At 67.0% G+C, this 23,938-nt stretch carries 22 protein-coding genes; 14 read left to right on the top strand and 8 right to left on the bottom strand.

The genetic code is table 11. The features are described from left to right. Positions 1-8 precede the first annotated feature (8 nt). Positions 9-1,658 carry an FAD-dependent oxidoreductase gene (locus tag PGN27_RS10120; RefSeq protein WP_335326005.1) on the top strand — a complete coding sequence of 550 codons (1,650 nt, stop codon included), beginning with the start codon at positions 9-11 and terminating at the stop codon, positions 1,656-1,658. A gap of 82 nt (positions 1,659-1,740) precedes the next feature. Further along, the gene (locus PGN27_RS10115) at positions 1,741-4,314 is read left to right on the top strand and encodes a family 1 glycosylhydrolase (protein ID WP_335326004.1); all 2,574 of its coding nucleotides are present in this window, start codon (positions 1,741-1,743) and stop codon (positions 4,312-4,314) included. Here PGN27_RS10115 and PGN27_RS10110 read toward each other — a convergent pair. From PGN27_RS10110 to PGN27_RS10100, 3 genes are all read right to left on the bottom strand, one after another. Further along, complete coding sequence (locus tag PGN27_RS10110; protein WP_335326003.1) at positions 4,295-4,747, bottom strand: VOC family protein; 453 nt, start codon at positions 4,745-4,747, stop codon at positions 4,295-4,297. The two genes, PGN27_RS10115 and PGN27_RS10110, sit on opposite strands and share 20 nt — an antisense overlap. Before the next feature lie 97 nt (positions 4,748-4,844). Beyond that, on the bottom strand, positions 4,845-5,468 hold the full coding sequence (locus PGN27_RS10105) for a maleylpyruvate isomerase family mycothiol-dependent enzyme (RefSeq protein WP_335326002.1): 624 nt from the start codon (positions 5,466-5,468) through the stop codon (positions 4,845-4,847). After that, complete coding sequence (locus PGN27_RS10100) at positions 5,465-6,601, bottom strand: citrate synthase 2 (RefSeq protein ID WP_418888649.1); 1,137 nt, start codon at positions 6,599-6,601, stop codon at positions 5,465-5,467. Before PGN27_RS10100 ends, PGN27_RS10105 begins: the two co-directional genes overlap by 4 nt. A gap of 55 nt (positions 6,602-6,656) precedes the next feature. On the opposite strand from PGN27_RS10100, the gene pdxH reads away from it, so the two are divergent. The 6 genes from pdxH to PGN27_RS10070 all read left to right on the top strand — a co-directional run bounded on the left by pdxH (position 6,657) and on the right by PGN27_RS10070 (position 12,095). After that, positions 6,657-7,316 (top strand): pyridoxamine 5'-phosphate oxidase, encoded by a 660-nt coding sequence (gene pdxH, locus PGN27_RS10095; protein ID WP_335326001.1) that lies wholly within the window; start codon positions 6,657-6,659, stop codon positions 7,314-7,316. 73 nt (positions 7,317-7,389) lie between these two features. After that, positions 7,390-8,121, top strand: a complete 732-nt coding sequence (locus PGN27_RS10090) for a TetR/AcrR family transcriptional regulator (RefSeq protein ID WP_335326000.1) — start codon at positions 7,390-7,392, stop codon at positions 8,119-8,121. After that, a complete protein-coding gene (locus tag PGN27_RS10085; protein WP_335325999.1) occupies positions 8,114-8,800 on the top strand; it encodes a TetR/AcrR family transcriptional regulator in 687 nt (228 codons plus the stop codon). The genes PGN27_RS10090 and PGN27_RS10085 overlap by 8 nt, the downstream gene beginning before the upstream one ends. A 56-nt stretch (positions 8,801-8,856) precedes the next feature. Next, positions 8,857-10,158, top strand: a complete 1,302-nt coding sequence (locus PGN27_RS10080; RefSeq protein WP_335325998.1) for a citrate synthase — start codon at positions 8,857-8,859, stop codon at positions 10,156-10,158. Positions 10,159-10,243: 85 nt separating this feature from the next. Further along, the gene (locus tag PGN27_RS10075) at positions 10,244-11,689 is read left to right on the top strand and encodes an MFS transporter (RefSeq protein ID WP_335328696.1); all 1,446 of its coding nucleotides are present in this window, start codon (positions 10,244-10,246) and stop codon (positions 11,687-11,689) included. After that, positions 11,682-12,095, top strand: coding sequence for a MarR family winged helix-turn-helix transcriptional regulator (locus PGN27_RS10070; RefSeq protein WP_335325997.1), 414 nt, complete (start codon positions 11,682-11,684; stop codon positions 12,093-12,095). The genes PGN27_RS10075 and PGN27_RS10070 overlap by 8 nt, the downstream gene beginning before the upstream one ends. Here PGN27_RS10070 and PGN27_RS10065 read toward each other — a convergent pair. Then, the gene (locus tag PGN27_RS10065) at positions 12,092-13,654 is read right to left on the bottom strand and encodes a phytoene desaturase family protein (RefSeq protein ID WP_335328695.1); all 1,563 of its coding nucleotides are present in this window, start codon (positions 13,652-13,654) and stop codon (positions 12,092-12,094) included. The genes PGN27_RS10070 and PGN27_RS10065 overlap by 4 nt on opposite strands. A 38-nt stretch (positions 13,655-13,692) precedes the next feature. Here PGN27_RS10065 and PGN27_RS10060 point away from each other — a divergent pair, with 38 nt between their 5' ends. From PGN27_RS10060 to arfB, 3 genes are read left to right on the top strand one after another with little or no spacing between them, the layout of a single operon-like run. Then, positions 13,693-14,055 carry an FKBP-type peptidyl-prolyl cis-trans isomerase gene (locus tag PGN27_RS10060; RefSeq protein WP_335325996.1) on the top strand — a complete coding sequence of 121 codons (363 nt, stop codon included), beginning with the start codon at positions 13,693-13,695 and terminating at the stop codon, positions 14,053-14,055. A gap of 10 nt (positions 14,056-14,065) precedes the next feature. Continuing rightward, positions 14,066-14,641: a channel-forming protein ArfA/OmpATb gene (arfA, locus tag PGN27_RS10055; protein WP_335325995.1), complete on the top strand. Its 576-nt coding sequence runs from the start codon at positions 14,066-14,068 to the stop codon at positions 14,639-14,641. 13 nt (positions 14,642-14,654) lie between these two features. Continuing rightward, positions 14,655-14,777: a channel accessory protein ArfB gene (gene arfB, locus PGN27_RS10050; protein WP_335325994.1), complete on the top strand. Its 123-nt coding sequence runs from the start codon at positions 14,655-14,657 to the stop codon at positions 14,775-14,777. A gap of 90 nt (positions 14,778-14,867) precedes the next feature. On the opposite strand, the gene PGN27_RS10045 is transcribed toward arfB, so the two are convergent. After that, complete coding sequence (locus PGN27_RS10045; protein WP_335325993.1) at positions 14,868-16,226, bottom strand: sensor histidine kinase; 1,359 nt, start codon at positions 16,224-16,226, stop codon at positions 14,868-14,870. 3 nt (positions 16,227-16,229) lie between these two features. Then, complete coding sequence (gene prrA / locus PGN27_RS10040) at positions 16,230-16,943, bottom strand: two-component system response regulator PrrA (RefSeq protein ID WP_023986252.1); 714 nt, start codon at positions 16,941-16,943, stop codon at positions 16,230-16,232. 361 nt (positions 16,944-17,304) lie between these two features. Here prrA and PGN27_RS10035 point away from each other — a divergent pair, with 361 nt between their 5' ends. Further along, on the top strand, positions 17,305-19,104 hold the full coding sequence (locus PGN27_RS10035) for an ABC transporter ATP-binding protein (RefSeq protein ID WP_335325992.1): 1,800 nt from the start codon (positions 17,305-17,307) through the stop codon (positions 19,102-19,104). Further along, on the top strand, positions 19,101-20,924 hold the full coding sequence (locus tag PGN27_RS10030) for an ABC transporter ATP-binding protein (RefSeq protein WP_335325991.1): 1,824 nt from the start codon (positions 19,101-19,103) through the stop codon (positions 20,922-20,924). The genes PGN27_RS10035 and PGN27_RS10030 overlap by 4 nt, the downstream gene beginning before the upstream one ends. Here PGN27_RS10030 and PGN27_RS10025 read toward each other — a convergent pair. Next, positions 20,921-22,264 (bottom strand): alpha/beta hydrolase family protein, encoded by a 1,344-nt coding sequence (locus PGN27_RS10025; protein ID WP_335325990.1) that lies wholly within the window; start codon positions 22,262-22,264, stop codon positions 20,921-20,923. The two genes, PGN27_RS10030 and PGN27_RS10025, sit on opposite strands and share 4 nt — an antisense overlap. 127 nt (positions 22,265-22,391) lie before the next feature. On the opposite strand from PGN27_RS10025, the gene PGN27_RS10020 reads away from it, so the two are divergent. Next, entirely contained in the window at positions 22,392-23,054 is a 663-nt protein-coding gene (locus tag PGN27_RS10020; protein ID WP_335325989.1) for a TetR/AcrR family transcriptional regulator, read from the top strand. 18 nt (positions 23,055-23,072) lie between these two features. On the opposite strand, the gene PGN27_RS10015 is transcribed toward PGN27_RS10020, so the two are convergent. Continuing rightward, entirely contained in the window at positions 23,073-23,888 is an 816-nt protein-coding gene (locus tag PGN27_RS10015; protein ID WP_335325988.1) for a helix-turn-helix transcriptional regulator, read from the bottom strand. Positions 23,889-23,938: the final 50 nt, after the last annotated feature.

Genomic DNA, 23,938 nt, shown 5'->3' with positions numbered 1-23,938 from the left:
CGCCGGTCATGCCGCATGTCGTCACCCAGTCGTGTTGCAGCGACGGGTCCTGTGTCTATGCGTGCCCGGTCAACTGCATCCATCCCTCACCGGATGAGCCGGGTTTCGCGACCGCGGAAATGCTCTACATCGACCCGCTCGCGTGTGTCGACTGTGGTGCCTGTGTCAGCGCGTGTCCGGTCGGGGCGATCTCGCCGGATACCAAGCTGACCGATAACCAGCTGCCGTTCATAGAGCTCAACGCGGCGTTCTATCCAAAGCGGGAGGGTCGGATTCCGCCGACCTCCAAGCTGGCTCCGGTGATCGAGGCGCCGCGCATCGAACCGCGCAACGCTCCGCTGACGGTCGCGATCGTCGGGTCAGGGCCGGCGGCCATGTACGCGGCCGACGAGCTGCTCACCCAGCGAGGGGTCCGGGTGAACATGTTCGAGAAGTTGCCGACGCCCTACGGCCTGGTGAGGGCCGGGGTCGCTCCCGACCACCAGAGCACCAAGCGGGTCACCAGACTTTTCGACCGGATGGTCGAGCAGAACGGCCTGACGCTCTATCTCAATGTCGAGGTGGGCAAGCATCTTTCGCACGACGACCTGCTGGAGCACCATCACGCGGTGCTCTATGCCGTCGGCGCGCCCAATGATCGTCGACTCGACATCGAAGGGATGGATCTGCCGGGTACCGGCACCGCGACCGAGGTGGTGGCGTGGTTCAACGGTCATCCCGAATTCACCGATCTTGCGGTGGACCTCAGCGGTGAGCGGGTCGTCATCATCGGCAACGGCAATGTCGCACTCGACGTCGCCCGCATCCTGACCTCCGATCCGGATCAGTTGGCGCGCACCGATATCGCCGATCACGCACTGCGTGCCTTGCGGTCTTCCCACATCCAGGAGGTGGTGATCGCGGCTCGGCGCGGCCCGCAGTTCTCCGCCTTCACCCTCCCCGAACTCATCGGCCTGACGGCCACCTGTGACGTGGTCCTGGATGCGGCCGATCATCAGCAGGTGATCGCCGACCTGGCTACCGTGACCGATCCGTTGACCAGGAACAAGCTGGAGATCCTGACCAAACTCGGGGACGCGTCTGCGCCGATCACCCGGCCGCGAATCCGATTGGCCTACAACGTGACACCGTACCGGGTGCTCGGCGATGAACGGGTCACCGGGATCGAGTTCACCGGCGCCGGCGCCACCGTGCTCGACGCAGGCATGGTGCTCACCTCGATCGGGTATCGGGGCAGGGCTATCGCGGATCTGCCTTTCGACGAAGCCACGGGCGTCGTCCCCAACGACGGGGGCCGGGTGGCCGATTCGCCTGGTACCTACGTGGCCGGCTGGATCAAGCGTGGCCCCACGGGCTTCATCGGCACCAACAAGTCGTGTGCGGCCGAGACGGTGCGCCAACTGGTCGAAGACTACAACCGAGGACGGCTCGGCGACCCGGATCACAGGCCGGCGGCGCTGGACAAGCTCGTCCGAGGCCGCCAGCCCGCGGTCGTTGACGCCGCGGGCTGGCGTGCCATCGACGCGGCCGAGATCGCCCGCGGGGGTGGGGTGCGACCGCGGGGCAAGTTCACCCAGGTGCCGGATATGCTCGCCGCCGCAGCCGCCGCGCCGCGTCCGCCACTGGGCAAGCGGCTGCTCGCGGGACTGCGGCGCTGAAGACCCGCCAAAACGCGGTCGCCGGCGAGCCCGAGCGTGTATACGGAAATGCATGCGTTGTGGTCGGGTGGCGGGATTGGCAATGGCGGTCGGTATTTGGACCGCTGTCGGAACGGGTTCACCGGGCCTGGCATGGGCTGACCCGCCCGCCACGGACCCACGCGACGCGCCGAGCTCTCAGGACGCGCCGGACAGTCGCGAGTCGGTGAGCTCGGACGCCGACGACGACACGATCGGCGCCGACCCCGCCGGTGACGATCCCGCGACCGACGGTGCACAGTCCCCGGTCGATGACGTCGAGGAAGAGGCGACCGAGGAGCTCGACAACGACGAGCCGGCCGAAGACGGTGAGGCCGTCGCTGTTGAGGAAGCCGAGGAAATCGCCGCGCCGGCGAGTGACGTACCGTTGCGGCCATCGGATCGAACCGCCACGCGCAACGCGTTCGAGGCAAGCGAGACCCGGGTTACCCGGGATGCACCGGAACCCGCCGAGCCCCAACAGGACTCGCGCCCGGGCGCCGTCGAACGGTCGGGCAGCACCACGGCGCCGCTCCCCGAGGTCACGGCGATGTCCGCTGCCGCGCTGCCCACGGCGGCGGCCACCACGGCGTGGACGCCGACGCTGCCCAACCCGGTGACCGCCATCCGCTACGTGGCCAACGTGATCCGCAGCTTCGTCGGAGCGGTGTTGGCCCCCTTCGCCGCGGGCCTGCCTGCCGGCCCGACCGGTCCGCCGTCGCTGTGGGCAGTACTTGCCTTCGTCCGTCGTGAGTTCTTCAACTCCGGTCCCCGCATCGACTACACCGGTGAGACCACCCAGACCAGCACCGGTCTGGTGACAGGCAATGTCGGCGCATCCGACCCCGACGGTGACGCGCTGACCTACACGGTGGTGGGACGGCCGAGCAACGGTGGTTCGGTCGTGATCGACAAGAACACCGGTGCCTTCATCTACCGGCCGATGAATGCGATGGCCGCCGTCGGGGGCACCGACAGCTTCACCGTGGTGGTGTCCGATGAGCACTCCGGTGTGCACTGGCACGGCCCGCTCGGGTTCCTCCAGCACATCCCCATCATCGGGCAGCTGCTCAATCCCGGCGGCGGTCATGCGGTGGCCAAGACGATCACCGTCACCGTCACTCCGGTCGAGGGGATCGACCTGTCCTTTCCCGACGACTTCCATTGGGGCGTGGCGCATGCCGGATTCCAGGCCGAGGGCGGTCCCGGCTCGCCGATCGACCCCAACTCGGACTGGTACGCCTGGGTGCACGATCCCCTCAACCAAGCTCTCGGGCTGACCAAGGGCTTGCCCGAGAACGGGCCCGGCACCTACGTGTCCTATGAGTCCGACGCCGAGTTGGCCCGAAACGAGTTGGGGATGAACACCTTCCGGATGTCCATCGAATGGAGCCGGATCTTCCCGAACTCGACGGCCGCCATCGATATCGGTGACGAAGGCGGCGGGGTCAGCCTCGCCGATCTGCAGGCACTCGATGCGTTGGCCGATCAGGCGGAGGTCGCCCACTACCGGGCGGTGTTCGCGGCGCTGCGTGCGCACGGACTGGAACCGCTGGTGACCGTCAACCACTTCACGTTGCCGATCTGGATACACGACCCGGTCGCGGCCCGTCCGCTGATCCAGTTGGGTCTGCCCGTCGAGCGTGCCGGGTGGCTGTCGGCGCAGACCCCGGTCGAATTCGAGAAGTACGCCGCCTATCTGGCGTGGACGTTCGGCGATCAGGTGGACAACTGGGTCACCATCAACGAGCCGGTCCCGCCGGTGATGACCCAGTTCCTGTCCATCCCGGGCATCGTCCCGGCCTGGCCGCCCGGCGTGCTGCGTCCCGATCTCGCCGTGCATTTCCTGGTCAACGAGGCCCGCGGGCATGTGGCCGCCTACGACGCCATCCACAAGTACGACGCGACGGCGTCGGTCGGATTCGCCAACAACATGGTCCCGGCCCGCCCGTCCGATCCGGTGAACCCACAGGATGTGGCGGCCGCCGATGCCTGGAACCGGGTGTTCAACGAATGGTTCCCCAATGCCGTCATCGACGGCTGGGTCGACCTGAACTTCGACGGGCACAAGGACGCCGATGAGGTGCGTCCCGGTTTCGCCGACAAGGTCGACTTCATGGGCGTGCAGTATTACGGCTCGCAGCCGATGGTCGGCTTCGGTTTCGCGCCTGTGCCGGGATTCAACTTCCTGCAGGGCATCCCGCTGCGCTGCCAGGCATCCGAGCAGACCTGCAGCGATTTCAACCAACCCATCGATCCCGGCGGCTTCCGGGAGGTGCTCGAGGTGGCGGCGTCCTACGGAAAACCACTGTGGATCACCGAGAACGGCGTCGCCGACGATGACGACACCAAGCGGCCCGGTTACATCGTCAACCACATCGCGGTGGTGCAGGATCTGGTGTCCCACGGCACCGATATCCGCGGATACACCTACTGGTCGTTCGTGGACAACCTGGAGTGGGCCGACGGCTACCACCTGCAGTTCGGCCTGTACGGTTCCGACCCCAGCACCCCCGAGCTCGAGCGCACCCCCAAGCCGGCCAGCATCTCGGCGATCAGTCAGATCATCGGGGCCAACGGCTTGCCGACGGACCTGCTGGAGCTCTACCTGCCCAGGGTCACGGGAATTCCTGCATAGCCTTGGACAGTTCTTCGTCGCTGACCTCACGCATCGGCTGTCCCAGCGACCACTTGTGCCCGAACGGATCCCGCACGACGCCGTACCGGTCGCCCCAGAACATGTCCTCCAGCGGCATCACCACCTCGGCCCCGGCCTCGGTGGCACGCGCGAAGGCGGCATCGACATCGGTGACCACCAGGTGGATGGTCACCGGAGTGCCACCGAGATTCTTCGGCGTCTCGGACTGGCCGTCGCAGTATTCGGGATAGTCGTCGGCCAGCATCACCGTCGATCCGTTGATCTGCACGGCACCGTGTACCAGTCGGCCGTCCGGACCGGGCAACCTGCCCAGCTCGGTGGCGCCGAACGCCTTGACATAGAAATCGATGGCTGCCGCGCCGTCGTTGACGACCAGGTGCGGGATGACGGCGGGGGTGATGTCGATGGCCATGGTGCTCCTCTGATGGGACGTCGGATTGGGTCGTCATATGGACCTGGCGGCACGGCAATTCTCATCGCGACAGCGCGTACCTGTCAGCGGGACGGCCTCAGACGACCGAAAAGTCGTCACCCAACTCCGCGCGCCCGGTGAGGCCGAGCAGCAGCGGCGCGCCACGGCCCGATCGGGTCGCGATCCTGGCGGCCAGGACGTTCGCGGCTTCCAGCATCTGCTCGGAGGGCTGGTGGTCAAAGCCTGTCGCGCGGGCGATATCCAGCCCGTGCACCACCAGTTCGAAGATGCGGGTCTGCAGATACTCGGACAACCTGATGCCCATGCCGCCGATCACGGCGATCGCCGGGTCGCCCGCTTGTTCCACATCGGACAGTGCGGTGGCGACCAGTGCCGAGACCGCCGCGGCGGGATCATCGCCCAGATCGCGACCGGCCTGCCTGCCGCGCTCGATGATCGCCTCGGCGCCGGCAGCGACGCCGAATTCACGGACCGCGAGGTAGTAACCCGGCGCATCGACCAGCTCGCCGGTGGGCGCGGGCTGTTTCAGGTACTCGATCACCGTCACCAGTGATCGCGACGTGTGCCCGACCAGGGATCGCAGATTCCAGTCGCCCAGACCCGGCCCGTCCCAGTCGGTAGCGCCGAGCCGACGTACCAGTTGCTCGAACGAGCGCGCCGCCGAGCCGAACACCGTCACCGACGGATCGAGCCCCGTCATGGCCGGATCCGGTCCCAGCCCGGTACGGATTCGGGTGAGCGCGGAGCAGGGCCAACGTAGACCGCGCCAGGGCGCACCAGTTTGCCCAGTCGCTTCTGCTCCAGGATGTGGGCGCACCAGCCGGCGGTCCGCGCACAGGTGAACATGGCGGGCATCATCGATGCCGGCACCTGCGCGAAGTCGAGGATGACCGCGGCCCAGAACTCGACATTGGTCTCGATCGCGCGATCGGGGCGGCGCTCACGCAGCTCCGCCAGCGCGGCATGCTCGAAGGCGGCCGCCGCCTCGAAGCGCGGCGCGCGCAGTCGTTCTGCGGTGGCGCGCAGCACCCGGGCTCGCGGATCTTCGGCCCGGTACACCCGATGCCCGAAGCCCATGAGCTTTTCCCTGCGGTCCAGGATGCCGCGGACCACGGCAGCGGGATCGCCCGTGCGTTCGGCCTCCTCGATCATCGGCAGCACGCGCGCGGGCGCGCCGCCGTGCAACGGGCCGCTCATCGCACCGACCGCCCCGGACAGCGCGGCGGCCACGTCGGCGCCGGTGGAGGCGATGACCCGGGCGGTGAAGGTGGAGGCGTTCATCCCGTGCTCGGCCGCCGTCACCCAATACGCATCGATGGCCTCGATATGGCGCGGGTCCGGTTCACCCTGCCATCGAGTCATGAAACGTGCTGTGACAGTCGGGCATTGATCGATCGACTGCTGTGGCACCGCGGGCCGGTGGATTCCCCTGGCCGACTGGGCGACATAGGACAGCGCCATGGCCGATGCGCGTGCGAGTTGTTCACGGGCAGTGTGATCGTCGATATCGAGTATCGGTGAAAAGCCCCAGATGGGCGCCAGCATCGCCAACCCGGCCTGGACGTCGACGCGGACATCGCCGGAGTGGATCGGCAACGGGAATGGCTCGGCCGGTGGCAGTCCGCGCTCGAAGTCACCGTCGACGAGCAGGCCCCAGACATCACCGAAAGTGACCCGGTCCGATACCAGGTCGTCGATGTCGACACCGCGGTAGCGCAGCGCGCCGCCGTCCTTGTCGGGTTCGGCGATCTCGGTGGTGAACGCGACAACGCCTTCCAGTCCGGCGGTGAACCCGTCGGGACGATCGGGTGGAACCATCGACTCCTGCGCCATATCGGAGATTCTCGCACTCGCCGGGGAGGTGCGGCGTGGGCGTACCGTCATGCAAATGGAACCCGAGGAACTGGCCCGGATGCGCGCCGAGTACGGATCGGTGGAGAAGGACGGCAGTGCCGACCTCGACGCCGACTGGCTGGCCGATGGTTGGCTGCCGCTGTTCGACAGGTGGCTTTCCGATGCGCGTACCGCAGGGCTGGCTGAACCCAACGCCATGGTCGTGGGCACCGTCGATGCGCAGGGGCGACCGGCCACCAGGACCGTGTTGTGCAAGGGGGCGACAGCGGCCGGTATCACGTTCTTCACCAACTATGAATCCGACAAGGGCGAGCAGCTGGCAGTACAGCCGTATGCCTCGGCGACCTTCCCCTGGTACGGACTCGGTCGGCAGGTACACATTCGCGGCCCGGTCGAAAAAGTGTCCGAGGCCGACACGGCCGACTATTGGGCCAAGCGGCCGCGCGGGTCTCAGCTCGGGGCGTGGGCGTCGCGCCAATCGCACCCGATCGCTTCGCGGGCCGTGCTGCTCGACCAACTCGTCGACGTCACGGCACGTTTCGCCGAAACGGAAGCGGTTCCGGTGCCCCCGAACTGGGGTGGCTATCTGATCGCGCCCGAGGTGGTCGAGTTCTGGCAGGGACGGGAAAACCGGGTGCATAACAGGATTCGGGTCACCGATGCCGGGGCACGTATCGCGCGGCTGCAGCCGTAGCGGTCGTGTCCGCGTGGCGAAGCCCACCGGAAACCTACCGTGCAGTCTCGGTCGCACGGGTTACCATCCTCGGGTGGCTGCTGCGAACAGGGAAACCGATCTCGGTTTGCGCGAACGGAAGAAGCAGCGGACCCGCACGACGTTGATCGACGCCGCGCTGGATCTATGCCTGCGGCAGGGGTACGAGACGACCACCGTCGACCAGATCGCCGCGCTGGCCGAGGTGTCCCCGCGGACCTACAGCCGATATTTCGCCTCGAAGGAAGCGGTGTTCCTGACCCTGCTCGAGGAATTGTCCGAAGAGATAGCGCTGGAACTGCGTCGACTTCCGCGCGGTGTCGGACCTTTGGAAGCATTGCGGGCCGCGCATGTTTCGGTGCTCACGCGCACCGCTGCCGGCAGTGTCGGTCGGCTGACCAGTGAGCGTGTCGTGTTGATCCTGCGGATCATCAACAGCGCAGATGCGCTGCGCCAGAGCGCATTCGATTTCCGCAACGACAGTGTCATCGCCGCACTGTCCGACCAGATGGGTGTGCCCGCCGACGACCAGGGGATGTTGCTCGGCCTTTCACTGTTCTCGGCGATCATCATCGCTGCCTGTGGTGACCTCGTCGCCGACGACGACGGCGCGGCGCTCGGGCCACTGGTGATGGCTGATCGCCTCAACCGCGCGTGCCGGCATGTCGCCGGGTTCGCCGGTGAACTCTTCACCTCCGATGGCCCTCCGGCGGACGTGCCGGCTCCGGTGAATCCGATCGTGACCGCTGCGGTCCTGACCGAAACCGATCTACCCACGAATGTCTGATCAGCCGGAGGGGCTGCGGGCGCGCAAGAAGCTGCGGACCCGGGCCACTTTGATCTCCACCGCGGCCGAGCTGTGCCAGCGACACGGTTACGACAACACCACGGTGGAACAGATTGCCGCGGCGGCGGAAGTCTCCCCGCGCACCTTCAGCCGTTATTTCCCGACCAAGGACGCGGTGGTGATCGCGATCGTCGAGGACACCGCCGCCTACGTCGCGGCGGAATTGTCGGCGCTGCCGCGCGACATCACCGAGTACGAAGCGATGCTGCGGGCGCATCTGGTTGCCCTGCGGCCCGGGCCGGGCGGTGAGCAGACGCCGATCTTCAAGCGGATGGCTGCGCTGATCCAGATCGTGAACTCGTCGGCGAGTCTGAACGTGACCGCGATTCCGTACCGGGAACAGAAGGATCGGTTTCCCACGGTGCGGGCCGTCGCTCAGCGGATGGGTCTGTCGACCGACCACGATGCGGTCTACCTGGTGCTGGAGACTTGGACTGTGGTGATGAACACAGCGTGTCACGGTCTCGGCACGCCCGGGTACCCGCCGATCGAGCCTGAGATCGTCGCCGCCCGCATCCAAGCTGCCTACGAGCTGCTGGTCCGCACCTGGCGGCCATGGGGTCCGGAGGTGCAGTCGACGGCGGCACCCGAGGATGAACCCCGCGCAGGCGCGACGTAACCTAAGCGACTACCGTCCAGTAGTGACGCGCAGCCCAGACCACAGAAGGGGTTCAAGTGGCCGAAAACTCCAGCCCTGACGAGACAGCAACTCTGTCGTATCCGGGCGGTCAGATCGACCTCGACATCGTCAAGGCCACGGAGGGCTCCGACGGAATCGCCCTCGGGCCGCTGCTCTCCAAGACCGGTTACACCACGTTCGACGGTGGGTTCGTCAACACCTCTTCCACCAAGAGCGCGATCACCTACATCGACGGCGACGCCGGTATCCTGCGCTACCGCGGCTACCCGATCGAGCAGCTGGCCGAGCAGTCGACCTTCATCGAGGTCAGCTATCTGCTGATCTACGGGGAGCTGCCGACCGCCGAGCAGCTGGAGTCGTTCACCAACCAGATCCAGCGGCACACCCTGCTGCACGAGGACCTGAAGCGGTTCTTCGACGGATTCCCGCGCAACGCGCACCCGATGCCGGTGTTGAGCTCGGCGGTCAACGCCTTGAGCGCCTACTACCAGGACTCGCTGGATCCGCTGGACCGCAAGCAGGTCGAGCTGTCCACCATTCGACTGCTGGCCAAGCTGCCGACCATCGCCGCCTACGCGTACAAGAAGTCCGAGGGACAGCCCTTCCTCTACCCGGACAACTCGCTGACCCTGGTCGAGAACTTCCTGCGGATGACCTTTGGTTTCCCCGCCGAGCCCTACGAGGTCGATCCCGAGATCGTCCGCGCGCTCGACATGCTGCTGATCCTGCACGCCGACCACGAGCAGAACTGCTCGACCTCCACGGTGCGGTTGGTCGGTTCCTCCCAGGCCAACCTGTTCACCTCGATCTCCGGCGGCATCAACGCGCTGTGGGGTCCGCTGCACGGTGGCGCCAACCAGGCTGTGCTGGAGATGCTGACCAAGATCCGCGACGGCGGCGACGATGTGGCCACCTTCGTCAAGAAGGTCAAGAACCGCGAGGATGGCGTGAAGCTGATGGGCTTCGGTCACCGCGTGTACAAGAACTACGACCCACGCGCCCGCATCGTCAAGGAGCAGGCCGACAAGATCCTCGGCAAGCTGGGTGTGGAGGATCCGCTGCTCGACATCGCCAAGCAGCTCGAGGAGATCGCGCTCACCGACGACTTCTTCGTCGAGCGCAAGCTCTACCCGAACGTCGACTACTACACCGGCGTGATCTACCGGGCGATGGGCTTCCCGACCCGCATGTTCACCGTGTTGTTCGCCCTCGGCCGGCTGCCCGGTTGGATCGCGCACTGGCAGGAGATGCACTCCGAGCCCAGCAAGATCGGCCGTCCGCGCCAGATCTACACCGGCTACACCGAGCGCGACTACGTCGACCTCGGCGCCCGCTGAACACTTGACGGTTAGACGGTTGTAGTTTCACAATAGTTGTGTGAATACAACTGTTCCCGGTCTCGGTCGCGACGCGGTGGCGGCCATGACGCCGGCGCGTAAGCGCATCATTCTGGCGTCGTGCTGCCTGAGTCTGCTGATCGTGTCGATGGACGCCACCATCGTCAACGTGGCGATTCCGTCGATCCGCGCAGACCTCGGGGCGACTGCCTCCCAGCTGCAATGGGTGATCGACATCTACACCCTGGTGCTGGCCTCGTTGCTGATGCTCTCGGGGGCGATGGGGGACCGCTTCGGGCGGCGCCGGGTGTTCCAGATCGGGCTCACCGTCTTCGCCGTCGGTTCGCTGTTGTGCAGCCTGGCCCCCGGTATCGACGCGTTGATCGCCGCGCGCTTCCTGCAGGCCATCGGCGGGTCGATGCTCAATCCTGTTGCGCTGTCCATCATCTCGCAGGTATTCACCGGACCGGTCGAACGGGCCAGGGCGATCGGTGTCTGGGGAGCCGTCGTCGGCATCGCGATGGCCCTCGGTCCCACCGTCGGCGGGCTGCTCATCCACCTGATCAGCTGGCGCGCGGTGTTCTGGATCAACCTGCCGATCTGTCTGGCTGCCATCGTCTTGACGGCCCTGTTCGTGCCGGAGACGAAGTCCGCGACCATGCGCAATGTCGATCCGATCGGCCAGATGCTGGCCGTGCTGTTCTTGTTCGGCACGGTGTTCGCTCTCATCGAGGGGCCGGCGCTGGGTTGGGACAATTACCGCGTGATCGGTGCCGCCGCAGCGGCGCTGGTGGCCTTCGCGGCATTCCTGCGTTTCGAATCCCGGCGCGCGGACCCCTTCATCGATCTGCGCTTCTTCCGTAGCGTGCCGTTCGCCTCGGCGACCGTGATCGCCATCTGCGCCTTCGCGTCCTGGGGTGCATTGCTGTTCATGATGTCGCTGTATCTGCAGGGTGCGCGCGGATTCTCGGCCGTGCAGACCGGATTGATCTATCTGCCGATCGCGGTCGGCGCGTTGATCTTCTCGCCGCTGTCGGGCCGCATGGTCGGGCGGTACGGGGCCCGGCCGTCACTGGTGATCTCGGGATTGATGATCGCGGTGGCCTCGACCGTGCTGGTGCTGCTGCCGGAGAACGCCGCGGTGTGGATGCTGATGGTGATCTTCGCCGTCTTCGGCATCGGTTTCTCGATGGTCAACGCGCCGATCACCAATGCGGCCGTCAGTGGGATGCCGCTGGACCGGGCGGGTGCCGCGTCCGCGGTCACCAGCACCAGTCGACAGATCGGGGTGAGTATCGGTGTGGCGCTGTGCGGTTCGATCGCCGGCGCGGCGCTGGCGGCGGCCGGATCGCCCGGCGGGGCGTCGGCCGTGAACTTCGCCGACGCCGCCCGCCCGCTCTGGTCGACGTGTGTGGTGCTCGGTGTCCTGATCGCCGTGCTCGGTCTGGTGTCGACCTCGTCGCGGGCGATGGAGTCGGCACGCCGGCTGGCGCCGCTGATCGAGGGTCCGAAGGTGCGCGCCGATGTCTGACCTCGCCGACGACGTGTGGCGGTTGATGTCCGCGATTGTCATCAACAACCAGGACACCTGGAAACGTGCCGTCGTCGAACGAACGGGGCTGCCGTTCAGTCGGATCCGCATCATCAGCCGGTTGGCCAATCGGGCTCTGTCGGTCAAGGAGATCGCCGACGCGGCCACCATCGATGCGCCCGCGGCCACCGTCGCCGTCAACGATCTCGCAAACCGTGGTTTGGTGATCCGAGAGACCGATCCCGCGAACAGGCGTTGTAAGAAGGTCTCGCTCACCGAGGCTGGGCGCGAATTGCTGGCCGCCATCGACAGCGTCGACAATCCTGCTCCCGACCTGATGCGCTCGCTCAGTGAAACGGATCTGGCGGCGATACAGGAGATTCTGCGGAAGGCGGCGCGCGGCTAGCTCTCCAGCACCGCCATCGCGGCGTTGTGTCCGCCGATCCCGGACACCGCGCCGCCGCGGCGGGTTCCCGAGCCGCACAACATGATCGCCTCATGAGCGGTGGACACACCCCAGCGCTTCGCCGGGGTGTCCAGTTCTTCGGTGTCCTCGACGAACGGCCAGCTCAGGGCGCCATGGAAGATATTGCCCGCGGTCATCCCCAACGCCTGCTCAAGATCGCCGGTGGTTTTCGCCTCGACGCAGGGGCGACCATGCCGGTCCCGCATCACGACGTCCTGGATCGGTTCGGCCAGAACGGTATTCAACGAATGCAGGGCGGCCGCGGTCAGCCGGAGCCGGGCGGTGTCGGCGTCCAGCCCGTCCAACAGGCGATGCGGGGTGTGTAGGCCGAACACGGTCAGGGTGTGTGCACCCGACCGGCGCAACGATTCGGAGAGGATGCTCGGGTCGGTGAGCGAATGGCAGTAGATCTCACACGGCAGCGGCTCGGGCAGGGTTCCGGACGCCGCCGCAGCGTACGCCGAATCCAGCTGGTGCAGTGTCTCGTTGATATGAAAGGTGCCTCCGAAAGCCTGCTCCGAGGTCACGCCGGGGTCGCGGAGTCGCGGTAGCCGGGTGAGCATCAGGTTCACCTTGATCTGCGCACCGGGCGCCACCGTGGGCTCCGGTTCGCCCAGCAGCCGGGACAACGTTGCGGGCGTCACGCCGGCCAGCACGTGACGACCCCGCACGACGTTATCGACTTCACCTGTGCGGTAACGCACCTCGCCATCTGGGCTGATCGCGTACACGTCGGCGCCGGTCACGATCTCGGCACCGAAGCCGCATGCGGCCGCGGTCAGCGCACCGCTGACCGCCCCCATGCCGCCGACGGGCACCTCCCAGTCGCCGGTGCCCCCGCCCAGCAGGTGATACAGAAAGCAGATGTTCTGGATCAGCGAGGGATCATCGGTGGCGGCGAACGTCCCTATCAATGCGTCGGTGGCCAGCACACCCCGGACCAGGTCGCTGCTCACCGCCTCTCTGATGGCGTGGCCGATCGGCTCGTCGATGAGCGCGTGCCAGGCCGCCGCTGCCGCCGGATCGCCACCGGACACCACGCGGTCGCGCGCCGCCGTGCGGGTCGTCAGCGGGGAAAGCAGGGTGGGCCACAACGCCGTCGTGACCAGGCGGACGCGGCGGTAGAACTCGGCGAACCGGGCCTCGTCGGCGCCGGCACCGACTGCGCCGAACGTGCTGTCGCGACCGATCAGCAGTCCGGTGGCCCCGCCGGTCGCGGGGTCGGGCGTGTACGACGAATGACGGCGACGCACCAGCCGCAGCCGGGCGCCCAGGTCGTCGATGATGCGTCGCGGGAGCAGGCTCACCAGATAGGAGTACCGCGACAGCCGGGCATCGACGCCGTCGAAGGCGTGCGCGGAGACCGCTGCGCCGCCGACATGGTCCAACCGTTCGAGCACCCTGACGCGGCGGCCCGCGCGGGCCAGATAGCCGGCGGCGACCAACGCGTTGTGTCCGCCGCCGACGATGACGATGTCCAGATCGGTGTCCGCGTCCAAGGCCACAAAGTCAGTCTGCCCGACTACGGTTGTAAATCGTGGCAACGAAACCTGAGATTGAATTTCCCGATGGCCCGGCGCCCACCGAGCTGACCATCGAAGACATCACCGTCGGTGACGGTGCGGAAGCGGTGCCCGGCGGCACCGTCGAGGTGCACTACGTCGGCGTCGAATACGACAGCGGCGAGGAGTTCGACAGTTCGTGGAATCGCGGTGAATCCATCGAGTTCCCGTTGCGCGGACTGATTCAGGGCTGGCAGGACGGTATTCCGGGGATGAAGGTCGGCGGCCGCCGCAAGCTCACCATCCCGCCGGAGCAGGCCTACGGTCCCGCGGGCGGAGGCCACCGCCTCTCGGGCAAGACGCTGATCTTCGTCATCGATCTACTCGGCGCCCGCTGAGCGAGCGTCGATGGTCACTTCCGACCGGCGCCCGGCGATGCGCTACTACCGGCGCGCGCCGGGGGCCGGTTGGTTGGCGGCTCTGATCGTGGTGCCGCTGGGCCTGGGATTGATCGGTTGGGCGGGTGCGCCCGAACACGAGGCCCTGCCCGACCTTCCCGCCATAGCCACCACCGCCACGGATACCGACGCCGCCCGGCCGGACGCGATGGTGGCGCCGTTCTCGTTGCGGCGCAAGGGTAATGACGTCGTCCTGTCCGGTCAGCTGCCCGATCCGGCGTCCGTGGCATTTGCCATGGATCAGGTGCGCACCAACCTGCCCGGCACCACCGTGCTCGACCTGCTGACCCCCATCGCCGGTGTGACGGCCGCCGATCTCACCCGGTTCGACGGTGTCCTCAAGGCCGGCGCGCCCTTGTCGGACTTCGGATTCAGTATCGAAGGTGCCACCATCACGCTGTTCGGCACGGCGCAGTCCGATACCGTCAAACTCCGGTTACAGCAGGCGGTGAGCACGGCGTGGCCGGACCTCAAGGTGATCGACGATATCGCGGTGCTCTCGACCGCGCCGCCGGTGCCGGAATAGTCAGGAGGCGGCCGTGGATTTTCTGATGCAGTGGTTCGGCTGCTTGCTGGCATTCGTACTTGGCTCGGCACTGACCTGGATCGTGCTGGTGATGGCGGTCAAGCCGCGCCCGCAGGAGACCGAGGATCGATCGTGAACACTGGCCTGCTGCTCGTGTCCTTCCTCGCCGGCGTGGTGTGCACGCTGGCGCTCAGCCTGCGCCGGTTGCCCTAGCTGCCGGCATGCCCTAATGCGGGGCGGGCAACCGCAACAACAACCGGGTCCCACCCAGCGGGCTTGCTTCCAGCGAAGCGGTCCCACCGTGCAACTCGGCCTGCTGTGCCACCAGCGCCAGCCCCAGCCCGGAACCCGACGCCGACGCCGTCGAACCGCGGGAGAACCGTTCGAACACCTTGGTGCGTTCCTCCTCGGGGACGCCACAACCGTCGTCATCGACGGCGATCTCCACACCCTCGCGTGAGCTGACCGCCGACAGCTGGACCCTGGTCGCATCACCGTGCTTGACCGCGTTGGCGATCGCGTTGTCGACGGCCAACCGCAGCCCGGCCGCTAAGCCGAGGATCAGCACCGTGGGCGCGGGCACCAGGGAGACGTCGAGGTCGGGATAGACCCGCATCGCGTCGTGGGCGGCGCGGTCGAGCAGATCGGTCAGGTCGACCGGAGCGTGATCGTCGGAGGTGGCCAGCTGCCCCTGGGCCAGTCGTTCCAGCGCCGAGAGGGTGGCCTCGATCCGCGATTGTGTGCGGATGACATCGCCGAGTACCTCGGCGCGCTGGTCCTCGGGCATGTCGAGGGTGGCCAACACCTCGAGGTTGGTGCGCATCGCCGTCAACGGTGTGCGCAGTTCGTGGGAGGCGACCGCAGCGAAGTCACGCGCCGACTCCAGTGCCGCCTTGGTGCGCTGCTGTTCGTCACCGATGCGGGCCAGCATGCCCTCGACGGCCTCACCGATCTCGCTGGCCTCCCACACCCCGCGCACGTTCACCTCGTCCGGGTTGGACTGGGCGTTGATGGCGCGCGCCTGCTGGGCCAGCCGCCGGAACGGGGTGATCATGATCGCCGAGATGATCCACCCGACCACCATGGTGCCGCCGATGACACCGCCGCTGATGAGCAGCACCCGGCGGTGTTGGTTGTCGATCTGACGCTCGGTGTCGGTCAGCGTCGAGCCCAACGCGATCGACGCCTGACCCGCGGTGAAGGTCCGCACCCGGTACTGGACACCGTTGATGGTGGTGGTCTGGAAACCGTCTGGGAACTCCGGTAGCACCACATCGGTGGGCACCGACACCGTCGCACCGCCGATGCGCGCGGTGCGGACCAGATCGGGGTCGACCACGGGGGCGTCACCGTCGTTCTTCATCGCGTCGGACAGCAGTGTGCTGACATCGCCGAGGCTGCTGATCGAGTCGAGCCGCCGGTCGAGCTGGCTGTACTGCTCGTTGGTGACGCCGATCCACACCCAGGTCCCGATGATGATGACGGTGGTGACGACGCCGAGCGCCGCGGCCAACACGATCGTGCGCAGCGACACGATGCGTTTGGGCAGCCCGAGCAGTCGGTACAGCCGGTCGTACAGGTCCACGGGCTATTGCGTCCGCAGCACGAAGCCCACACCGCGCACGGTGTGCAGCAGCCGGGGCGCGCCACCGGCCTCCAACTTGCGGCGCAGGTAACCGATGAACACGTCGACGACGTTGGTGTCGGCGGCGAAGTCGTAGCCCCAGACCAACTCCAGGAGCTGGGCGCGTGAGAGTACCGCGGTCTTGTGTTCGGCCAGCACCGCGAGCAGGTCGAACTCCCGCTTGGTCAGGTCGACGTCGGCGCCGTTGACCCTGGCGCGCCTGCCGGGGATGTCGACCTCCAGCGGGCCGACCGAGATGGTCTCCGAGGAGAACGTCGCCGTCGACCCACGACGGCGCAGCAGCGCCTTGACCCGCGCGACCAGCTCCTGCAGGACGAACGGCTTCACCAGGTAGTCATCGGCGCCGGCCTCCAGACCGGCGACCCGGTCGTCGACGCTGGTGCGCGCGGAGAGCACACACACCGGGACGTCGTTGTCCATGGCACGCAGCGCGGTCACCACGCTGACACCGTCGAGCACCGGCATGTTGATGTCCAGGACGATCGCGTCCGGGCGGGTCTCGGTCGCGCTGCGCAGGGCCTCGGCGCCGTCGACGGCGGTGGAGACCTCGAAGCCGGACAGCCGCAGACCGCGTTCCAGCGATGCGAGGACGTCGGGATCGTCGTCGACGACGAGGACCCGAGGCGAGGTCGAGGAACCACTTTCCATGCCGCCAATACTGCCCCAAACGGCCCGGTGGCTGGGGGATGCTGGCCGGTCGGCGCTGCGCGGAGGTGGGGCAGCGCACGCGCCGCCGGGTTCGGTTGCCCGCATTCCTACCTGGCTTCAGTCTCGGCACGGGTATCGGGGAACCGGCAGAACCGGTGTCGGTGGGGGGGTGCTTTTTCCTACACTGCTTCAGCTTCGTCGCGCTCGGCAGCTATCCGGCTGAAACCAGGTACTTTCCCCGGTCGGCGCCGCGCGGAAACAGTTTGACCTCATCCATTGTTCAGGTTTTACGTTGGGTACACAGCGTTAATCGGGTTGTCGGACCCGTGCCGTAGAACTCAAGATGGTCGGGGGGAGGAGGTGATGTCGTATGTCGAGCGCGCGTAACGGGCTGGCGTCGGCACCCGCCATCGCCGCACCGCCGCGTCGCATCCGTTCCTCCTCGGACATCCTGCGGTTGCTGCCCTACCTGAAGCCCTACCGGGTGCGCTGGATCGCGATGGTGATCGCGGCCTTCGTCAGCCTCGGCGCGACCGTCTCGGTACCGCTGCTCACCAAGGCCGTCATCGACGGGCCGGTGCGGCAGAAGGATTCGGCCGGGCTGTGGACGCTGGGGTTGGCGGCGATGGCGCTGCTGGTCACCGAGGCCGTGCTGTGGTTCGTCCGGCGTTGGCTGGTGGCCCGCGCGACGATGGGCGTCGAGGCCGATATTCGTAAGGACCTCTATGCGCGGCTGCAGGTGCTGCCGATGTCTTTCCACGGCAATTGGCAGTCCGGTCAGCTGCTCTCCCGCGTGATGAACGACCTGTCAGCGATCCGGCAGTTCCTGTCCTTCGGGCTGCTGTTCCTGATGCTCAACATCGTCCAGATCATCGTGGTGACCACGATCCTGTTGACGATGTACTGGCCGCTGGGTGTGGTGGTGATGGTCGCGATCGTGCCCATCACGCTCACGATCCTGCATTTCCAGCGCCAGTTCACCATGCTGTCGCGGCAGTCCCAGGACCAGGCGGGCAACGTGGCCACCCATGTCGAGGAGTCCGCGCTGGGGTTGCGGGTCATCAAATCTTTCGGCCGCGAGGAGCACGCCTACCGCGGTTTCGACGATCGCGCGACCAGCCTGTTCGAGACCGAGATCCGCAAGGTCGGGGTGTCGGCGAAGTTCTGGACACTGCTTGAGGTCATCCCGAACATCACCCTGATCATCGTGCTGGGCTTCGGCGCCTATGCCGCCGGCCACGGACTGGTCACCATGGGCACGTTGGTGGCGTTCATCACCATGATGCTGTCGCTGGTGTGGCCCATCGCCTCGTTGGGTTTCCTGCTGTCCATGACCCAGGAGTCGATGACGGCGGCCAACCGTGTCGTCGAAATCTTCGACGAGCCGCGCACCATCACCGACGGGGCGGTGTCCGAGTTGCCTCGAGGCGGCCGGCTGGAACTGGTCGACGTGGGCTTCCGTTTCCCGGACTCCGAAGAGTGGGCCCTCCAGCACGTGAATCTGACCGTCGAGCCAGGGGAGACGGTCGCGCTGGTCGGTGCGACCGGATCCGGGAAGTCGGTTCTGGCCTCGCTGTTGTCGCGGCTGCACGATGTCAGCGAGGGTGCCATCCTGGTCGACGGCACCGATATCCGGGACTTGTCGCTGCCCGCGCTGCGGCACACCGTGGCCACCGCGTTCGAGGATCCGACCCTGTTCTCGATGTCGGTCGCCGAGAACCTGCGCCTTGGCAATCCGGACGCGACGAGGGAGGACCTGGCCCGCGGTATCGAGGTGGCCTCGGCCGGGTTCGTCTACGACCTGCCGTTCGGACTCGACACCCGCATCGGTGAGCAGGGCATGAGCCTGTCCGGTGGCCAGCGGCAACGGCTTTCGCTGGCCCGCGCGATCATCGCCGAGCCGCGCATCCTGGTCCTCGACGACACTCTGTCCGCCCTCGACGTGCACACCGAGGCCGAGGTCACCGAGGCGCTGGGCCGGGTGTTGCGTGATGTCACCGGCATCGTGGTGGCCCACCGCGCTTCGACGGTGCTGCTGGCCGACCGGGTCGCGCTGTTGGAGAACGGGACGGTCACCCGCGTCGGCACCCACGCCGAGTTGTTGGCCGACGCGCCCGAATACCGGTACCTGCTGGCCGCCGACGACGAATTCGCCGGGGCCGAGCAATGACGGCGAACACGGATTGGCGCGGCCAGGCGGTCAGCGCCGATGACGAGAACCTGCCCATCGACGAGTCGGTGTCGCGGCGGCGCGAGGCCCGTTCGCTGCTGGGTTCGCTGCTGCGCCCCTATAAGGCGATGCTCGCGGTGCTGGCGGTCGTGGTGGTGGTGGAGAACGCCGCTCGGCTGTCGGTGCCGCTGCTGGTGCAGCGCGGAATCGACCACGGCATCCCGCCGATCGTCGCCGGTGGCACCGCGCACGAACTCATCCTGATCCTGGCCGCGCTGTGCGGTGTGGTCGCGGTGCAGGCCATCAGCCGGATGTACTTCCTGCGCCGGTCCGGACGGATCGGTCAGGAGATCCTGATCGAACTGCGGCGCAGGCTGTTCCGCCATTTCCAGCGCCTCGACGTGGCGTTCCACGACCGTTACACCTCCGGTCGGGTGGTCGCGCGCTCCACCAACGATGTCGACGCCATCCAGGACATGCTGGCCACCGGCTTCGACGGGTTGATCACCGCGGTGCTCACGATGTTCGGCACCGCCGTGCTGCTGGTGGTGCTGGACTGGCGGCTCGGGCTGGTCTGCCTGACGGCGTTCCCGATCCTGGTGCTGTTGACGTGGTGGTTCCGCAGCGAGTCGTCCAAGACGTACCTGAAGGTGCGCGAGGCCGCCGCACTGGTCATCGTGCAGTTCGTCGAGACCATGACCGGTATCAAGGCCGTGCAGGCCTACCGCCGCGAACCGCGTAACCAGCAGATCTTCGAAGACGTTGCCGACCAGTACAAGTCGATCAACGAGCGGGCCTTCAAACTGCTGGCGATCTTCATGCCCGCGGTGCGGCTCACCGGCAACCTCACCACCGGTGCGGTGCTGTTGTTCGGCGGGTACCTGGTGCTGCACGACGAGATGACGCTGGGCACGCTGACCGCGTTCCTGCTGTACCTGCGTATCTTCTTCGAGCCGATGCAGGAGATCTCGCAGTTCTTCAACACCTTCCAGTCCGCCTCGGCGGCGTTGGAGAAGGTCGCGGGTGTGCTGGCCCAGGATCCGGACATCCAAGATCCCGCACACCCGGTGCCGCTGTCGGACGTGAAGGGGCATATCGGTTTTCACGAGGTGCAGTTCTCCTATGTGCCGGATCGTCCGGTGCTGCCGTCATTGACCTTGGATATCCCGGCCGGGCAGACCGTCGCGCTGGTCGGCACCACCGGGGCGGGAAAGACGACGATCGCCAAGCTTTTGGCACGGTTCTATGACCCGGTCAGCGGTGCGGTGACCCTCGACGGGATCAACCTGCGTGACATCGCCCAGAGCGCGCTGCGTGAGCAGGTGGTGATGGTGACCCAGGAGAACTTCATGTTCGAGGGGACCATCGCCGACAACATCCGGTTCGGCAGGCCGACGGCCACCGATGCCGAGGTACGCGCGGCCGCGGCGGCGGTCGGTGCCGATCGCTTCATCGACGGGTTGCCCGAGGGCTTCGGCACCGATGTCGCCAAGCGTGGCGGCCGACTCTCGGCGGGGCAGCGTCAGCTGATCGCGTTCGCCAGGGCGTTCCTGGCCGATCCGGCGGTGCTGATCCTGGACGAGGCGACGTCATCACTGGACATCCCGAGCGAGCGGATGGTGCAGCGCGCCATGACCACGGTCCTGGCCGACCGCACCGCGGTGGTGATCGCACACCGGCTCTCCACGGTGCTCAGTGCCGACCGGGTGCTGGTGCTCGAGCATGGCGAGGTCGTCGAGGACGGGCCGCCCAGCGAGTTGGTCGATGCCGGTGGGCGGTTCGCCGGGCTGCACCGGGCGTGGGTGGAGTCGTTGGCCTAGGGATCGTCGGTCCGGAGCGTCGTGCGCAGCCAATGCTGAGAGTGGTCGAGCCAGTCGCGGTAGTGACGCATGGCGCAGTGATCATCGTCGGGGTAGAGCAGCAACGTCGCGTGTGGGGCAGCGTCGGCTATGTCGGCACTGTCCTGGGTGCTCAGCAGTGTGTCGCGGTCACCGTTGATGACCAGAAGCGGAATCGTGATGTGCGAGTAGAGGTCCCGGATCGACAGTGCCCGCAACGCCCGGAGAAGCTGAACCGGGTTCCTGGCGCCGAGGGTGTCGGCCAGCGCGCTGATGATCACATCGGGCATGCCGAGGCCGCCATGGAACGAGCGATGGGTCGGTGCTCCGCAGGCGACGGCGCAGGCCAGGCGGGCGTCGGTGGCGGCCATGCGCACCGCCCAGTAACCGCCGAAGCTCACCCCCACCATCGCCAACCGGCGGGCATCCAACCGCGGGTCGGCGCTGAGTCGGTCGATGACGCGCCGGTAGACGACCTCGGAGTGTGGACTCATCGGATGGGTGTAGCCGTAGCTTCCGGGCATCTCCATCATGAACGTCGCCATGCCGGTATCCCGATAGCGCAGCAGCCCGAGCGCGAGCTCGGCAACGGTTCCCTCCAGTCCGTTGGTCGTCAGGACCACCGGGTGGGGGCCGTCGCCTGGCGGCATGACGAGCCACCCGCGCACGGTGTCCCCGTCGGCGCAGGGGATGTCATAGCGCTCGACCCATAGATCGATGGCCGGTGCGAGCGCACGGATAAGGAGTTCGAACAACCGCTGGGAGCGCCGGTAGGCGTCCATCCGGTGTGGGCTGTGGCCGGGAAAGGCGCTCACCTGGTAATAGGTGATGGCCTTGGTCAGCGAGTCGATGACCTTGAAGGCCTTCGTCATTCGCTCCCTGTCTACGTTCTGCGGAGGCGTGCCGACGATGCTGGCGATATCGGTGTGCCGCGGCTGCGGGCCGTGCTCGGCGAACGATGCGGCGGCCGGGGTGATCAGGCCGGTCAGTGCCGCGACATCGGAATCGGTGAATGGTGCCGATCCGGCCAGTGGGGCCGGTCGCGGACCGGCGAGCTCGTGCATCAGGGCTTCGGTCTCGGCGACATATCCCGCCGCGACGCGGTTCCAGTGGTCGCTCCACCGATCGTCACTGAAGGAACGCGCTGCGTCGATCTGGCTTTCGAACTCGGCAGGATCGAGACCGCCCATGTTCGCGTAACGGAGTACGAAAAGTTTCGGCAGGAACGGCTTTGCGCCGAAACGTCGGGTTGCCAGGTTGGTGGTTCCGCTGAGAGCGCACGCGGTCACGAAAAGGCGCTGAGGCAGTCGGGTCCTGACCACGCTGCGATCCTCTCGCCGACACCCGCATTTTGGAACACTTGTTCCGACTTTAGCAGCTGGCGTAGCGTGAGCCCACGAAGACGCCCGTCAAGAGGTGGTGTGGGAGATCGACCAGGCGAAGCTACCCATGGTGCAAACCCCCGCGGTCGGCGGACGTCGTGCGGCCGGCAGGCAGGACCGCAGGCGACGCCTGCTCGACAGTGCCGAGGAGCTCTTTGCCAACCGCGGCTACTTCGGTGTGAGCGTTCGGGAGATCACCGACCATGCGGGCACCCGGCTGGCGGCTGTCAGCGAGGAATTCGAGGGCAAACACGAACTGTTCCGAGCCGTCATCCTGCGCCGCATCCGGCCCCTCAATGAGGATCGCCGTCAGCGTCTGGCGGTCTGGCCGGCAGCCGGCAACCGCGCCGGGAGTCTGCGCGCGTTGGTCGAGGCGTTCGTCGAGCCGATGCGGGAGCGTGCCGGTGATCCCGGCTGGGACAACTACTTTCGTCTGATTGCCCAGCAAGCCAATGCCGGGCAGCCGATTCGCGTGCTCTTCGCCGAGGATTTCAATGCGATTGCCGCCGAGTTCATCGCGGCGCTGCAAACGCTGTTCCCCCATGCCGCGGAGGCCGCAATCTACGACGCCTATCTCCACATGGTGGCGGCCGCGCTGCACACGTACTCCAACAACCTGCGCATGCACAGTCTGAGCCGCGGTCGCGTCCGCGGCGATGACGTCGATGAACGGCACCGCGCGTTGGTGGTGTTCGTCACCGGTGGTATCGCCGAGTTGGTCGGAGACTGAACGCCGGTCCGGCGGTCTTTACGGAATGAGCCCGGCCCGGCGTGCTTTCGACACGGCCTCGTGCCGGGTCTTGGTGCCCAGCTTCCCGGCGGCGCTGCGCAGATAGCTCTTCACGGTCTCGGTTTTCAGGGAAAGTCTTTCGGCGGCTTCGGCATTGGTGCATCCCAGCGCGATCTGGGCCAGCACGTCGAGCTCCCGCGGACTCAGATGGAACTCCGATGCCGCGGGTGCGGACAGTAGGTCGGCCAACCGGTGCAGTTCGGTGGCGGTGTCGGTATCGGCGCCGGCGGCCAGCGTGCGCAGTCCGGCGTACACCTCGCGGATGGTTTCCGGATTCGCCGCACCGGTCATCCGTGCTTCGAGCAATCGCATCCGGCGGTCCACCTCGTCGCGTACTCGCAACTCGTGTGCCAGTCGGCGTGCCGACCCCACCATCAGATCCGCGGCCAGCCCACCGAACGGTGCCCCCGACCGGTACGCGCCGTACAGGATCGCGCGCGCTGATCCGTCGACCACGACGGGCACCGCCAGCACCGACCGGATGCCCTCGTTCAGCACCGGGGCGTCGTAATCGTGGGTGATCGATGCGGCATTGCGGTAATCCGAGACCGCCAGCGGCCGTCCGGCGACCATGGTCGCCCCGCCCAGCCCGGAATTGGACCGCACCACCAGGCCCCGCAGCCCGGCGGTCCGGGTGCCGACGAACTCGGTCAACAACAGCGCGTCCTCGTGCACCTCACCGCCGAACAGGACCGGCACATCGCCATCGGCGGCGACCTGGCGGAGCGCGGCGCGCACGGCGTCGGTGTCGCGGGGACGCAACAGGGACGACACGGGTATCCCCTCTTCCGGGGGTAGCGGGCGGATAAGTGTGACCTGGATCC

Source organism: Mycolicibacterium neoaurum (genome assembly GCF_036946495.1).
Taxonomy (GTDB): domain Bacteria; phylum Actinomycetota; class Actinomycetes; order Mycobacteriales; family Mycobacteriaceae; genus Mycobacterium; species Mycobacterium neoaurum_B.
This window is presented reverse-complemented; position numbering and strand designations above follow the sequence as displayed.